Source organism: Rhodococcus sp. 05-2254-2, assembly GCF_002259095.1.
In the GTDB taxonomy this organism is placed as follows: Bacteria; Actinomycetota; Actinomycetes; order Mycobacteriales; family Mycobacteriaceae; genus Rhodococcoides.
Genome location: NZ_NOZJ01000008.1, coordinates 212,391 through 226,511, shown reverse-complemented (window position 1 = coordinate 226,511; position 14,121 = coordinate 212,391). Strand labels below are relative to the sequence as shown.

At 64.3% G+C, this 14,121-nt stretch carries 13 protein-coding genes; 6 read left to right on the top strand and 7 right to left on the bottom strand.

The window, feature by feature from the left end:
- Window positions 1-103: 103 nt before the first annotated feature.
- The 6 genes from styD to CH283_RS11165 all read left to right on the top strand — a co-directional run bounded on the left by styD (window position 104) and on the right by CH283_RS11165 (window position 7,994).
- Entirely contained in the window at window positions 104-1,588 is a 1,485-nt protein-coding gene (gene styD / locus CH283_RS11190) for a phenylacetaldehyde dehydrogenase StyD (protein ID WP_094638836.1), read from the top strand.
- Window positions 1,589-1,828: 240 nt separating this feature from the next.
- The gene (locus tag CH283_RS11185) at window positions 1,829-2,398 is read left to right on the top strand and encodes a TetR/AcrR family transcriptional regulator (RefSeq protein ID WP_094638969.1); all 570 of its coding nucleotides are present in this window, start codon (window positions 1,829-1,831) and stop codon (window positions 2,396-2,398) included.
- 88 nt (window positions 2,399-2,486) lie between these two features.
- On the top strand, window positions 2,487-4,433 hold the full coding sequence (locus CH283_RS11180; protein ID WP_094638835.1) for a primary-amine oxidase: 1,947 nt from the start codon (window positions 2,487-2,489) through the stop codon (window positions 4,431-4,433).
- Entirely contained in the window at window positions 4,426-5,844 is a 1,419-nt protein-coding gene (locus tag CH283_RS11175; protein WP_094638834.1) for an APC family permease, read from the top strand. The genes CH283_RS11180 and CH283_RS11175 overlap by 8 nt, the downstream gene beginning before the upstream one ends.
- A gap of 5 nt (window positions 5,845-5,849) precedes the next feature.
- Window positions 5,850-6,332 (top strand): DUF5134 domain-containing protein, encoded by a 483-nt coding sequence (locus CH283_RS11170; protein ID WP_094638833.1) that lies wholly within the window; start codon window positions 5,850-5,852, stop codon window positions 6,330-6,332.
- A gap of 141 nt (window positions 6,333-6,473) precedes the next feature.
- Window positions 6,474-7,994, top strand: coding sequence for a GMC family oxidoreductase (locus tag CH283_RS11165; protein WP_094638832.1), 1,521 nt, complete (start codon window positions 6,474-6,476; stop codon window positions 7,992-7,994).
- Window positions 7,995-8,026: 32 nt separating this feature from the next.
- Here the strand turns inward: CH283_RS11165 and CH283_RS11160 are convergent, their stop codons facing one another.
- From CH283_RS11160 to paaA, 7 genes are read right to left on the bottom strand one after another with little or no spacing between them, the layout of a single operon-like run.
- A complete protein-coding gene (locus CH283_RS11160) occupies window positions 8,027-8,932 on the bottom strand; it encodes a helix-turn-helix domain-containing protein (RefSeq protein WP_094638831.1) in 906 nt (301 codons plus the stop codon).
- A gap of 1 nt (window position 8,933) precedes the next feature.
- Complete coding sequence (paaK, locus tag CH283_RS11155) at window positions 8,934-10,241, bottom strand: phenylacetate--CoA ligase PaaK (RefSeq protein ID WP_094638830.1); 1,308 nt, start codon at window positions 10,239-10,241, stop codon at window positions 8,934-8,936.
- Between the two features lie 16 nt (window positions 10,242-10,257).
- A complete protein-coding gene (paaE, locus tag CH283_RS11150; protein ID WP_094638829.1) occupies window positions 10,258-11,352 on the bottom strand; it encodes a 1,2-phenylacetyl-CoA epoxidase subunit PaaE in 1,095 nt (364 codons plus the stop codon).
- Window positions 11,352-11,813, bottom strand: coding sequence for a 1,2-phenylacetyl-CoA epoxidase subunit PaaD (gene paaD, locus CH283_RS11145; RefSeq protein ID WP_373454764.1), 462 nt, complete (start codon window positions 11,811-11,813; stop codon window positions 11,352-11,354). Before paaD ends, paaE begins: the two co-directional genes overlap by 1 nt.
- A 41-nt stretch (window positions 11,814-11,854) precedes the next feature.
- Complete coding sequence (gene paaC, locus CH283_RS11140) at window positions 11,855-12,772, bottom strand: 1,2-phenylacetyl-CoA epoxidase subunit PaaC (RefSeq protein WP_094638827.1); 918 nt, start codon at window positions 12,770-12,772, stop codon at window positions 11,855-11,857.
- A 28-nt stretch (window positions 12,773-12,800) separates the two neighbouring features.
- Complete coding sequence (gene paaB / locus CH283_RS11135; RefSeq protein WP_094638826.1) at window positions 12,801-13,163, bottom strand: 1,2-phenylacetyl-CoA epoxidase subunit PaaB; 363 nt, start codon at window positions 13,161-13,163, stop codon at window positions 12,801-12,803.
- Window positions 13,160-14,107, bottom strand: a complete 948-nt coding sequence (paaA, locus tag CH283_RS11130) for a 1,2-phenylacetyl-CoA epoxidase subunit PaaA (RefSeq protein ID WP_094638825.1) — start codon at window positions 14,105-14,107, stop codon at window positions 13,160-13,162. Before paaA ends, paaB begins: the two co-directional genes overlap by 4 nt.
- Window positions 14,108-14,121: the final 14 nt, after the last annotated feature.

Here is a 14,121-nt window from a genome sequence, read left to right as displayed (position 1 = left end):
AATGTGTGCGCGATCACACAAGACCTTCTCGCCTGTCCGGGCGCAGTCTGGACCGGACACGCCACAGGTGCCGCGATCGGCACCCGAGAAGGAGCTTGTAAATATGACCGCAGTTCAAGAATCGGCCGCACCGTTGTTGCCGACAAACACCGCCACCGAGCTCTACATCGCAGGGCAGTGGCACGGCGCTTCCGACGGCGGCACGTTCACCGACCTCAACCCCACGACGGAACAGCCACTGGCCGAGGTTGCTGCAGCCACGGCGTCGGATGTCGATGCTGCGGTGCGTGCGGCTCGCGCCCAACTCGGTGGCGAATGGGGTGCCACGCCCGGAGTGGTCCGCGGACAGCTGCTCAATCGAATTGCCGATCTGATCGAGCGCGACGGCGATCTGTTGGCGCGGCTCGAGGCCCTCGATGTGGGCAAGCCGGTTGGTCAGCCGGCCATGCTCGACATCCCCAATGCGGCAGCCACTTTTCGGCACTTCGCCGGCTGGGCCGACAAGATCACCGGGAGTTCCATCCCCACTGCGGGCTACTTCGGGCAGCCGACGCACTCGTACACCGTGCGCGAACCCGTCGGAGTGATCGGCGCGATCGTTCCGTGGAACACGCCACTGATGATCGCCGCATGGAAGCTCGCGCCCGCGCTGGCCGCGGGAAACACGCTCGTCGTCAAGCCGCCGGAGGATGCGCCACTGTCCATCCTGCATCTCGCACGTCTGATGGACGAGGCCGGTCTGCCCGGTGGGGTCGTCAATGTCGTTCCAGGACTGGGAGAAGTGACCGGCGACGCGTTGGTCGGCCATCCGGACGTCGACAAGATCAGCTTCACCGGTAGCCCGAGGGTCGGCAGGATCATCGCGAAGAAGGCTGCCGACACGTTCAAGCGAACGACTCTCGAGCTCGGCGGTAAGTCCCCGCAGATCATTCTCGAGGACGCGGATCTCGAGGCGGCGATCAACGGAACCGCGATGGGACTGTTCTTCAACCAGGGCCAGGTGTGTGCGGCCGGTACCCGGGTGCTGGTGCACCGTTCGCTGTACTCGCAGGTGGTCGACGGTTTGGCCGCTGCGGCGTCGGCTCAGGTGCTGGGCGATCCCTTCGATCCGTCGACGACCATGGGTGCACTGGTCAACGCCACGCAGCGGGACACGGTTCTGGGGTACATCCGGGCCGGACGCGACGGCGGAGCACGGGTGGCGGCGGGCGGCGGGCGGCCCGACGGCGCAGGGTATTTCGTCGAGCCGACGATCTTCGCCGACGCGGACAACAACATGAAGATCGCGCAGGAGGAGATCTTCGGGCCCGTCGGAACGGTGATTCCGTTCGACACCGCCGACGAGGCCATCGCCATCGCCAACGGCACGGTGTACGGGCTGGCCGCCTCGATCTGGACCCGCGACGTGTCGAGGGCGCACACCCTGGCTGCGCAGGTTCGTTCCGGAGCGGTGTGGGTGAACGGTTGGGCCGCAATCGATCCCGCCCTCCCCTGGGGTGGCATGAAAGCCAGTGGCACGGGCCGTGAACTCGGATGGGCCGGTATCGAGGCCAACACCGAGGAAAAAGTCGTCACGATCGTTCTGTAGAGCTTGCGCAGGTGAGGAGAGCTGACGCAGGTGAGCGGAACTTCGTAGCAGGGGTCGAGTTTCCGCTCACCTGGGGTAACGCGGTGTTTACGGAAGGACACGCGATTCGTAACGAGCAGGTCGCAAGATTTAGTTCAACGGACGTAGAACAACGTCCGAACGGATCGGAAGGCGATGATGACGATGCCCGAACCCTAGGTCCCAGCAGGGAGCCGCTACCGTAGGGCTGTGCCGAAGCTCGTGGATCACGACGAACGCCGCCGCGCGATCACCGCGGCAACCTGGCGTTTGATCGCTGCCAAGGGGATCGATGCCGCGAACATGCGGGACATCGCGACCGAGGCGGGATACACGAACGGTGCGCTGAGCCACTACTTCGCGGGCAAGGACGAGATTCTCCGAACCGCATTCGAGCACGTCTTCGAGGCAACGAACCGCCGTATCGACGAAGCGCTGGGCGACGCAACGGGATTCGATGCCCTCCGCATCTTCTGTCGAGAAGTGATGCCGACGACCGAGGAGACTCTGCTCGAGGCGAGAATTGCAGTCTCGCTGTGGCAGCGCGCGATGTACGACGAGCACATGGACGACACGAACCATCGATCCCTGGTGTCGTGGCGGGCGCGGATGGCGGAGTTTCTCGAGCAGGCTCGAGCGGAAGGCGACGCCGGCGACTTCGATGTCGATCTCGCCGTCGAAATGTTGCTCAACATGATGATGGGTATGCAGATTCTCGGCGTGCTCACCCCCGATGACACCACTGCCGGCCGGCAGTTCGAGATGCTCGACCGCTTCATAGCTCAGCTGTAGCCACCCTCTGTGCGGGCGACCCGCGCTCTCTCGCATGCCTTCGTTATTCAACGTATGTAGAACCAACACCCGACCTCGAGGAACACTCATGCCAACCCTCACGCCCCACGCAATCGACCATGCCTTGTCGTTACCCACCGAAGACGAGATCACACAGGTTCGAGAAATCGTCGACGCCGCCGGATTCGTCACCGCCGCAACCAGGTTCGTCTACGTCGGACTGGACGAACCGGACAAGGCCGAGTTGTACGTCGCCGAACCGACCACCCGACGTGCCTTTCGGGTGCTGTTGCACGACATCTCGACGCCCGATGCCGTCGACCTTCTCGTCTCCCTCGACGAGCGTCAGGTGATCGGCTCCACCCGGCTCGACGCGATTCGTGACGGCCAGATGCCGGTGCTCGACGAGGAATTCGAGCTCGTAGAAAAGGTGCTCTCCACCGATCCGGACTGGCTCGCCGCGCTGGCTGCCCGCGGACTGGACGCAGCCGACGTTCGAGTGGCACCCCTGTCGGCAGGTGTGTTCGACTACCCGGGCGAGCACGGCCGACGCATACTGCGCGGCTTGGCCTTTCGGCAGGACTACCCCGCCGATCACGCGTGGGCCCATCCCATCGACGGGCTGGTCGCGTTCGTCGACGTGATGAATCGGACGGTGGACAAGGTTGTCGACCTGGGGGTGGTTCCCATCCCGGAGGAATCGGGAAACTTCGACGATCTGTCCGTCACCGGCCCGCTGCGCACCACGCAGAAGCCGATCGAGATCACCCAACCCGACGGTCCGAGCTTCACGGTTCGAGGCAATCGCGTCGACTGGGAGAAGTGGTCGTTCCGAGTCGGCTTCGACGTGCGTGAAGGTCTGGTGCTGCACCAGATCGGGTTCGAGGACGGCGGTACCGTCCGTCCGATCATCCATCGCGCTTCGATTGCCGAAATGGTTGTCCCTTATGGTGATCCATCGCCCGTGCGGTCGTGGCAGAACTACTTCGACACCGGTGAGTATCTGGTGGGACGGTACGCGAACTCACTCGAACTCGGGTGCGACTGCGTCGGCGATATCACGTACTTCGACGCCGTGATCGCCGACGAATTCGGCAACCCGAAAACGCTGACCAACGCCGTGTGCATGCACGAGGAGGACTTCGGAGTGCTCTGGAAGCACACCGATCTGTGGTCGGGCTCGCAGGAGACCCGCCGCCAGCGCCGACTCGTGATTTCCTTCTTCACCACCATCGGCAACTACGACTACGGATTCTTCTGGTACCTCTACCTCGACGGCACCATCGAATTCGAGGTCAAAGCAACCGGAATCGTCTTCACGTCCGGGCATCCCGGTGGTGACTACCCTTACGCAACAGAGATCGCCCCGGGACTCGGAGCGCCGTGCCACCAGCATCTGTTCAGTGCGCGACTCGACATGATGGTCGACGGTATCGGCAACTCCGTCGAGGAGATCGAGACCCGCCGGGTACCGATGGGACCGGACAACCTGCACGGCAACGCCTTTGCTCTGCAACACACCCCACTGGCCACGGAAGCCGAGGCGCAACGTATCGCCGACGGCACGGTGGGCCGCGTCTGGCACGTCACCAATCCGACCTCGCTGAGCCGGCTCGGAAAGCCCGTCGGATACACGCTGCACCCCGAAGGCCAGCCATTGCTGCTGGCCGACGACAACTCGTCGATCGCGCGACGTGCCACGTTCGCCACCAAGCATCTCTGGGTGACGCAGTTCGACCGAAGCGAACGTTATGCAGCAGGCGATTTCGTCAACCAGCATCATGGGGGAGCGGGTCTGCCGGCGTTCGTGGCGTCGAACCGTAGCCTCGTCGACGAGGACATCGTGCTGTGGCACACCTTCGGGCTCACCCACTTCCCGAGACCCGAGGACTGGCCGATCATGCCGGTGGACTACACCGGCTTCAAACTGAAGCCCGCGGGATTCTTCGATCGCAACCCCACCCTCGACGTGCCGCGCTCGAGTTCTACGCACTGCGCCGCCTCGAGCTGCGAGAGCGGTGAGCAGAATGTCTGAAACGCAATCGAATTCGACGGCAGGCGCGCTCCGCGGATCCATCGGCGTCGTCGGAATCGTGTTCCTGGTCATCGCCGCTGCAGCGCCGCTGACCGCCATCGGTGGGGCCCTGCCGGTCATGATCGCGACAGGTAACGGAGCGGGCGCTCCGCTCGCCTACATCGTCGCGGCGATCGTCCTGCTGATCTTCAGCGTCGGGTACGCGGCCATGAGCCGACACATGGTGGACACCGGTGCGTTCTACGCCTACGTGGAGAAGGGGCTCGGGAGAACCATGGGCCTCGGTGCCGCGGGTCTGGCGCTGCTGACGTACACCGCCATTCAGGCGGGCATCTACGGCCTCGCCGCATCGACCGTCGACAGCCTGGTCGTGAAGTACGGCGGACCCGACCTGCCGTGGTGGTTGTGGGCGCTCGGTCTCGTCGCGATCGTGGCGCTGCTCGGCTACCGCAGCATCGATCTCGGTGCCAAGGTGCTCGGGGTGCTGCTGGTGCTCGAGATCGGCATCATCGTGATCCTGTCGGTCGCGGTGTTCGCCAAGGGTGGTGCCGCGGGCATCGACGTCGAATCGTTCACTCCCTCGGCCTTCTTCAGTGGATCGCCGGGAATCGCCCTGATGTTCGCCATCGCGTCGTTCATCGGCTTCGAGGCCACCGCGATCTACGGCGAGGAAGCGCGTAACCCAACGCGTACCGTTCCGATCGCGACTTACGCCGCTGTCGTCACCATCGGACTGGTGTACGCGGTGTCGAGTTGGGCCGTCGTGCTCGCCTTCGGCAGCGCGTCCGTCGCGCAGGCCGCTGCCGACGACACGGCGGGATTGACCTTCGCCGCTGCCGCCCAGTATCTGGGCCCGATGTCGGCGGACATCATGGAAATCATGTTGGTCACCAGTCTCTTCGCCGCTCTGCTGGCGTTCCACAACGCAATCGGGCGGTACGTCTTCGCACTGGCACGGAAGGGCGTCGCCCCCTCGTTGTTGGCGCGCACCCACTCTCGGCACGGCTCCCCGCACATGGGGTCACTGTTCCAGACCGGCTCGGCCGCGGTGGTTCTCGCGGTATTCGCGGTGGCAGGCGCAGACCCGGTGCTGCAACTGTTCACCTGGATGTCAGGACTGGCTACAGTCAGCATCCTGGTTCTGATGATCCTCACCGGCGGCGCCATCATCGCGTTCTTCCGTCGATCGACCGTGGATGCGCGCACCTGGCACACCGTCGTCGCCCCGGCACTCGGAACCGTGGGGCTGGTGGCGATTCTGGGTCTCGTGCTGGACAACTTCACGCTGCTGATCGGTGGTTCGGGAGTGCTCGCCGCCCTTCTGTTGATCGTCGTCGTGGCATTCTTCGTGGGAGGAACAATGACGGCACGAGCGACTCGGAGTCGAACTCTCGAGACGACGGAGGTCTGACACCGATGGTCATGACGGTGCTGATGGCGCTCGGTGCAGTGGGTGCTGTTCTCCCGCTGCTCGGACGTGGCAAGCACACGGGGCGGGTGCGGTGGGCTCACCTCTGTATGGGCACCGTCATGGCAGCCATGGTGGCCTTCGGTACCGACCCATCCATGGCGCTGATATCGATACTCGCTCTCGTCGCGGTTGCCGTACACGTCACCGCAGACGTGCCGAACAGAACCCGATCTATTCCATGCGCGGTGGACCTGACGTGCATGGCCGTGCTGCTGATGATGCTGCCGCCCATGCACTCCCACGCGGAATCGCAGGCGACGACGCGGCACCGGCACGGAGTCGAGGCCGATCCGAGGATCATCGCCGCGCTGCTCCTGGTGGGGTGGATGGCCGTGACGATCCACCTGTTGCGCACCAACCCGCCCGGACGACGAGTGACGGCAGGTTCCGCACTGATGATCCTCGGAATGGCACCGATGATCCTCTGACGGAGACTCCCCCACGTGGTCGCTCCTGCCGGCTCCGCTCCCGGTGCGCATCTGACCCAGAATGTGTGCGCTCAGCGACATGTTTGCGTTCGCGGATTCGGCCACTGTTGTGTCGACGGTCACAACAGAAAGAGGCAGCGCATGTCGACGGATTACATCGTAGTGGGAGCAGGATCAGCAGGAAGCGTCATCGCCCGGCGCTTGCTCGATGCCGGGCATACCGTGCACGTGATCGAAGCCGGACCGGTGGATACCGACCCGGCGATCCACTCACCCCAGGGCTGGCCGACACTGCTCGGCGGACCGCAGGACTGGGGACTGTTCACCACCCCGCAGAAGCACGCCAACGATCGGCGGATCTTCTGGCCGCGTGGACGCGTACTCGGCGGCAGCTCGTCCCTCAACGGAATGATCTACGTCCGAGGGCATTCCAGCGACTACGACGGGTGGGCGTCCGCGACAGGCGACGCCGGGTGGTCGTGGGAGAACGTACTGCCCCTGTTCAAGCGCTCGGAGTCACACGAGCTCGGAGCCAACGAGTTCCACGGCGGCGACGGGCCACTGCCGGTGTCCATCATGGGCACCCCGCATCCACTGGCGGCCGCGTTCGTCGACGCGGCCGTCGAGCACGGCCACAAGCTCATCGACGACTTCAACGCCGACGAGATGGTCGGCGCGGGCTACAACCACACCACCACCCGCGACGGTGAGCGGATGAGCGCGTGGAAGAGCTTCGTCGGGCCGATGCTGAACAATCCCGATCTCACCGTCACCACCGGTGCGCTCGTCCACAAGGTGGCGCTCGAGAACGGACGAGCGGTGGGAATCGAGTTCAGTCGCGGCGGCTCCGAAGTACAGCGTGCGTTCGCCGACCACGAGGTGATCCTGTGCGGTGGAGCCCTCGGCTCACCGAAAACGTTGATGCTCAGTGGAATCGGCCCCTCCGATCATCTAGGTGCACACGGTATCGACACGGTGGTGGACCTGCCCGGCGTCGGCGACAACTTGCACGACCATTTGCTGCTGAGCAACATCTACGAGGCACTCGAGCCGCTCGCGGCCGGTACCAACAACCTGCTCGAGGCGCAGTTGTACGCCCGCAGTGCCGGATGGGAAGGCGCTGCACCGGATCTGCAGCCGTTGTTCATGCACATTCCCTATCCCGCCGACGGATACCCGGTGCCCGAGAACGGCTACACCATCGCACCCGGCATCGTCGCACCGCGCTCGCGCGGCACCCTCCGGTTGGCGTCCTCGGACCCGAGCGAACTACCGCTGGCGGATCCGAACATCCTGGCCGATCCGCACGACCTCGAAGCGATGGTCGACGCGGTGGAGATCTGCCGCGAGATCGGTGCCTCCGACGCGTTCGCGCCGTGGCGCAAGGCCGAGGTGGTTCCGGGACCGAGTGCGCGTACCCGCGACGACCTGCGAGCCTACGTTCGCCACACCGCCGGCACGTATCACCATCAGGTGGGGACCTGCAAGATGGGTGCCGATTCGGACGCGAATGCGGTTGTGGGAGCTGATCTTCGAGTGCGAGGTGTCGACGGCCTACGGGTCGCGGATGCGTCGATCATGCCGACGGTGCCGTCGGGCAACACCAACGCGCCGACCATCATGGTGGGCGAGCGGGCCTCGGATCTGATTCTCGGGGCGTGATTCGTGGTCGGGTGAGGGCGGCGGGTACGCCCTCACCCGGCGCGATACTCGCGCGGCGACATGCCGTACGTCTCCTTGAACAGTTTCGAGAAGTTCGAGGAATCGATCAAACCGTTTCGCGCGCAGATGGTTCCGATGCTGTCTGCCGCGAAGCGGGGGTCGCGTAGTTCGCGGTGGCATCGTTCGAGTCGCCTGGATCTGATCCAGCCGGCCACGGTACGGCCGTCGGACTCGAACAACTTCTGCAAGTAGCGCGTCGAAATATGGAGTCGCGCAGCGATCGACGCCGTGGACAGTGTGGGATCGGACAGATGCGACTCGACGAGGCTCTTGGCCTCGATCAGGAGCGTGGAACCCGGCGCATCATGGGGAGCCGCGTCGTCGAGAGCAGCACAGAGAAGGTCGAGCACCGCGTTCTCCAGCATCGGCGTCGCCGGCAGTGTTCCGTCTGCGGCGTTGCGGCGCAGATTGAACAGAAACGGCGAAACCAACGCGCCGACGCCGTGATCGCCCTCGATGCGACGCGCGGCAACAGTCGTCAACTCACGGGAATCGATGCGGAGCGCGTCGCGGGGGAACATCACCACGAACATCTCGAAGTCTCCGACGAAATGAAGATCGTACGGGGCACTGGTGTCGTACACCGCGAAGTCGCCCGGCTCCAGCACGGCCTCGCGGTCGTTCTGAACCAGCGTGCCGCGGCCGGTCAATTGCAGTCCGACCTTGATCAGGCCGGGATCGGCGCGCTTGATGGTGGCGCGGGTGCGCCGCACGTCCACCTCGCGCCCCGCCACCTCGCTCAGTTGCAGCGATCCCAACGTCGACGACACCAGGGTGCCCTGGAACGGAGACTGCCCGGTGGACACAGCGTCGAGCGGCACGAACGCCGTCGAGACGTTCTCGCGCCATTGCTCGAAATCCTGTGCCACCGGGCTCATGTCATACGGCCGGGCGGTTGTCGATCAGCCTGCGGGCCTTACCGATCGAACGCTCCAACGCCGCCTGCGGCAGTACGTCGACGTTCACCGTCACACCGATCCGATTCTTGACCAGCTTCTGCAGCGTCACGCCAAGGCCGGCGTACTGATCGGACGGCACATCGGGCCTGGCCTCGACCCGCACCGTCAGGGAATCCATTCGGCCTGCGCGATCGAGTACACACTGGAACTGAGGTGCGAGTGCGGGGACACCCAGGATGAGCTCCTCGATCTGCGTCGGGAAGAGATTGACGCCGCGCAGGATGATCATGTCGTCGGTCCGGCCGGTGACCTTCTGCATCCGACGCATCGTGCGGGCCGTGCCCGGCAGCAGACGCGTCAGATCCCGGGTGCGATACCGCACGATCGGCATCGCTTCCTTGGACAAGGACGTGAACACCAATTCACCCTCCTCGCCGTCGGGCAGAACTTCGCCGGTCACCGGATCGATGATCTCCGGGTAGAAATGATCCTCCCAAATGTGCAGTCCGTCCTTGGTTTCGACGCATTCCATCGCCACACCCGGTCCCATCACCTCGGACAGGCCGTAGATGTCGACGGCATCCATCGCCAGAGTGTTCTCGATTTCGGTGCGCATCTCTTCGGTCCACGGCTCGGCACCGAACACACCGGTCTTCAGCGACGTCTTCGCGGGATCGATCCCCTTCTTCACCATGGCGTCGACGATCGTCAGCATGTAGGACGGGGTGACCAGGATGGCGTCGGGTTCGAAGTCCTGGATCAGTTGGATCTGACGATCGGTCATGCCACCGGACATCGGAATGACCGTGCAGCCGAGTCGTTCTGCGCCGTAGTGTGCGCCGAGCCCGCCGGTGAACAGTCCGTACCCGTAGGCCACGTGTACCTTGTCGGAGGGTTTGACGCCACCCGCGCGGAGACTGCGGGCGATCAGATCGGCCCAGTTGTCGATGTCCTTGGCGGTGTAGCCGACGACGGTGGGGCGACCGGTGGTGCCCGAGGACGCATGAATGCGCGAGACCTGGTTCTGCGGCACGGCGAACATGCCGAACGGGTAGTTGGCCCGCAGGTCCTGCTTGGACGTGAAGGGGAACTTCGCCAGATCGCTCAGGTCCTTCAGGTCGCTGGGATGCACTCCGGCATCGTCGAATGCCTTCTTGTAGTGCGCCACGTTGTCGTAGGCATGCTGCAGCGACCACCGCAGACGCTCCAACTGGAGAGCGGATATCCGGTCGCGAGAAGCGAACTCGATGTCGGGGGTGTCGGTGGGGGTGGACAAGACGCTGGTCATGGCAGTCTCCGGGGGATCAGGCGTCGAAGTCGACGGTGACGGTGTCGCTGACGGGGAAGGTTTGGCAGGTGAGCACGAAGCCGGCGTCGACCTCGTTGTCCTCGAGCGCATAGTTGCGACGCATGTCGACGTCGCCGAAGGTCACCTTCGCGCGGCACGTGCCGCACACTCCGCCCTTGCAGGCGAACGGAAGATCGGAGCGCAGCTGCTCGCCCGCGTCGAGAATCGACTCGTCCTGAGGCAGTGCGCCTTTCACCTCACGGCCGTCGAGGATGATGGTGACCTCGCTGCTGGGCCCGGTGACGCCGGGCTCGCGGTGCTTCTCCTGCGGCGGCGGTACGTCGTCGACGTAGAACAGTTCGTGGTGAATGCTGCTCTTGGCGACGCCGAGTTCCTTCAGCACGTCCTGTGCGTCGTTGACCATTCCGAACGGGCCACACAACCAGAAATGATCGATGTCCGGTGTGGCGACGACAGTGTCGAGTATCTCGCGCAAGCGCTCGGCATCGAGCCTGCCGCTGAACAACTCGACCTCACGCGGTTCGCGGGACAGGACATGAATGATGTCGAATCGACTGCCGTACTGGTCTTTGAGGTCGGCTATCTCCTCGGCGAACATCACCGTGCGTGTGCGCCGATTGCCGTACAGCAGAACCACTTCGGCACCGGGGTTAGCGAGCACGGAGGCCGCGATCGACAGCATCGGGGTGATGCCGGATCCGGCCGCGATGAGAACGTGCCTGCCCGCCGCTGCCGGGTCTGCATGGAAATTTCCGGTCGGGCCCTGAACGTCGATGCGGTCGCCGGCCTTGACCTCGCGGACGAGCCAGGACGAGAAGAGGCCATCGCTGACCTCGCGAACGCCGACGCGTGGACGCGAGCCCGCGGGTGCACAGATCGAGTACGAACGACGATGCTCCACACCGTCGATCGTGCGGCTGAGCATCAGCGACTGACCCGGCTTGAAGTCGAATTCCTCGCGAAGATCCTCCGGTACGTCGAAGGTGACGGCCACTGCGTCGTCGCACAGTGATTCCACATCGGCGACGGTCAGGGTGTGAAACGGCTTGTTGCGCTGGGTCTTCTGTACGGGCTCGGCGGTGACGGTCATCAGATTTCCTTGACGTGGTCGAAGGGTTCGAGGCAGTCGTCGCACCGATACTGGGCCTTGCACAGCGTCGCGCCGAACTCCGACGTCAGACGGGTGTTGACGGAACTGCACTGCGGGCAGGCGATCTCGCGGGGTTTGACCGTCAGGGTCAACGGAACCGGGCCGGAGGTGCGGGTCGGAGCAGGACCGGGCGTCGAGTAACCGGATTCGCGTAGCTTGCGCAGGCCCTCCTCGGAAATCCAGTCGGTACTCCACGCCGGGGTCAGGCTGGTGACGATCTCGACGTCGGAGTACCCGTGATCGGTGAGCTTGTGCGCGATGTCGTCGCGCATCGTCGCCATCGCCGGGCATCCCGAGTACGTCGGGGTGATGGTGACGAGCACGCTGCCGTCCTCGCGGACTTCGACGTCACGGAGGACGCCGAGATCGTCGAGAGTGAGCAGTGGCATCTCGGGATCCATGACGGTGGCGGCGATCTCACGTGCCGTTCGTTGAAGGGTGGTCACCAGACTCCCTCCGGATGTGCTCTGGCCACTACCTGCATCTCGGCGATCAACGGTCCGAAGGCTTCGGTATGAATCCCACGTCGACCCCCGCGGCCGCCGATGGTGCCGACGGATTTACCCTCGGGTGCCTCGAGCTCGGCGGCGTGCAGAACTTGTGCGAGAACGGAATCGAACTCCTCGCGAACATCCCGCGGGTCGACGGCAACGCCCACCTCGGCCAGGGCGATCTCCTCGTCCGTGGGGAGAAACAGCTCGGAGATATACGGCCAGATTCTGGTCACGGCGTCGCGCACTCGTTGCTTGGATTCATCGGTTCCGCAACCCAGCGTCACGACCCAGCGTGCGGCGTAGTCACGATGGTAGGTCAGCTCTTTGACGCCTTTGCTCGCGACAGCGGCCAGAACCGGATCGCGAGATTCCTGCAGCCGAGTGAAGACGGCGAGCCGCCACGTCGCGAACATCAGCAGGCGGACCTGGGATTTCGCGAAGTCACCGTTGTCGAGTTCGGTGAGTCGCACGCACCGGAAATCTGCCTCGTCGCGGAAGAACGACAGTGCATCCTCGGCCGGTGCGGGAGAGGTGTCCGAAATGAACGGCACCACCGTCGGGTCTGCTTTGGCGGCGCGGGCCAGCAGCAGCCGAGCCTGGCCGAGGAGATCGAGGCCGACGTTGGCCAGGGCCACTTCCTCTTCGAGCTCCGGTGCGCGGGTGCTCCATTGCGCCAGCCGCTGCGAGCTGATCAGCGCGTCGTCGCCGAGCATGAGGCAGTATGCGGCAAGGGCTTTCAGGTCGACGTCGTCGGGGACGGTGGTGTCGACTCCGGCGAGGGGGTCGTCGAAACTCGTTCCGAATGCCCATTGCCCGTGCGAATCCTCGTCGACGAGGCCCTCGTAGGCGCTGTCGTGATCAGTCATGAGTGCTTGTCCTCTTGAAGAATGGGTCTCACATGTGGGGGACGTTGTCGGGGATCTCGTAGAACGTCGGGTGGCGATACACCTTGTCGCCGCTCGGTGCGAAGAAGGGATCCTTCTCCGACGGGGACGACGCGACGATCGAGTTGGACGGAACCACCCAGATGCTGACGCCCTCGTTGCGACGGGTGTAGACGTCGCGAGCGTGCCGCAGGGCCATGTGGTCGTCGGCAGCGTGGAGTGATCCGACATGCACGTGGTTCAGGCCGCGCTTGCCGCGCAGGAACACCTCGTACAACGGCCAATCAGCCTTGACGGCTTCTCTTTTGGGCTCGACCGGAACGTTGTCGGTGGGAACTGCTCCGTGGCCGCCCTCGGCGGTGAACTCGCTCATGATGCTGCGTTCCTTGCTGCGAATGCGGTTGCGGCCTCACGGACCCAGGCACCGCCGTCGTGCGCTGCGCGACGATTCGCGATGCGCTCGACGTTGGAGGCACCGTTGCCCTTGATCACCTGCATGAACTCGGACCAATCGGGCTCGCCGAAATCGTGCGACTGACGCTCTTCGTTCCACTTCAGATCCGGGTCCGGGAATGTGACGCCCAGAGCCTTCGCCTGCGGGATCGACATGTCGACGAAGCGTTGGCGTAGTTCGTCGTTGGTATGGCGCTTGATGCCCCACTTCATCGACTGCTCGGTGTTGGGAGACTCGTCGTCCGGCGGACCGAACATCATCAGTGCCGGCCACCACCAGCGATTCACCGACTCCTGAACCATGGCCCGCTGCTCGTCGGTGCCGCGCATCATCGTTGCCAGCAGTTCGTAGCCCTGGCGCTGGTGGAAGGATTCTTCCTTGCACACGCGGATCATCGCGCGTGCGTAGGGACCGAAGCTGCTGCGGCACAGGGGAACCTGATTGCAGATAGCCGCACCGTCGACGAGCCAGCCGATGGTGCCCACGTCGGCGTACGTCAGGGTGGGGTAGTTGAAGATCGAGGAGTACTTCTGCTTGCCCTCGATGAGCTTGACCGTCAGGTCTGCGCGGTCCGCTCCGAGCGTCTCCGCGGCGGAGTAGAGGTAGAGGCCGTGGCCGGCCTCGTCCTGCACCTTGGCCATCAGAATCGCTTTGCGGCGCAGCGACGGCGCGCGGGTGAGCCAATTGCCCTCCGGCTGCATTCCGATGATCTCGGAATGCGCGTGCTGGGCGATCTGCCGAATGAGTGACTTGCGATAGCCGTCGGGCATCCAGTCTCGCGGCTCGACGCGCTGCTCATGGGCAATGGTCTCGTCGAATCCGTCCCGCAGCGTTTCGGCGGACAGGGTGTTTGACGTGGTCATAAGTCCTACTTTCA

What these genes read in the sequence shown, in the direction of transcription:
- styD (WP_094638836.1), top strand. Translation starts at nt 104, where the DNA reads ATGACCGCAGTTCAAGAATCGGCCGCACCGTTGTTGCCGACAAACACC.
- CH283_RS11180 (WP_094638835.1), top strand. Translation starts at nt 2,487, where the DNA reads ATGCCAACCCTCACGCCCCACGCAATCGACCATGCCTTGTCGTTACCC.
- CH283_RS11175 (WP_094638834.1), top strand. Translation starts at nt 4,426, where the DNA reads ATGTCTGAAACGCAATCGAATTCGACGGCAGGCGCGCTCCGCGGATCC.
- CH283_RS11170 (WP_094638833.1), top strand. Translation starts at nt 5,850, where the DNA reads ATGGTCATGACGGTGCTGATGGCGCTCGGTGCAGTGGGTGCTGTTCTC.
- CH283_RS11165 (WP_094638832.1), top strand. Translation starts at nt 6,474, where the DNA reads ATGTCGACGGATTACATCGTAGTGGGAGCAGGATCAGCAGGAAGCGTC.
- CH283_RS11160 (WP_094638831.1), bottom strand. Translation starts at nt 8,932, where the DNA reads ATGAGCCCGGTGGCACAGGATTTCGAGCAATGGCGCGAGAACGTCTCG.
- paaK (WP_094638830.1), bottom strand. Translation starts at nt 10,241, where the DNA reads ATGACCAGCGTCTTGTCCACCCCCACCGACACCCCCGACATCGAGTTC.
- paaE (WP_094638829.1), bottom strand. Translation starts at nt 11,352, where the DNA reads ATGACCGTCACCGCCGAGCCCGTACAGAAGACCCAGCGCAACAAGCCG.
- paaD (WP_373454764.1), bottom strand. Translation starts at nt 11,813, where the DNA reads ATGGATCCCGAGATGCCACTGCTCACTCTCGACGATCTCGGCGTCCTC.
- paaC (WP_094638827.1), bottom strand. Translation starts at nt 12,772, where the DNA reads ATGACTGATCACGACAGCGCCTACGAGGGCCTCGTCGACGAGGATTCG.
- paaB (WP_094638826.1), bottom strand. Translation starts at nt 13,163, where the DNA reads ATGAGCGAGTTCACCGCCGAGGGCGGCCACGGAGCAGTTCCCACCGAC.
- paaA (WP_094638825.1), bottom strand. Translation starts at nt 14,107, where the DNA reads ATGACCACGTCAAACACCCTGTCCGCCGAAACGCTGCGGGACGGATTC.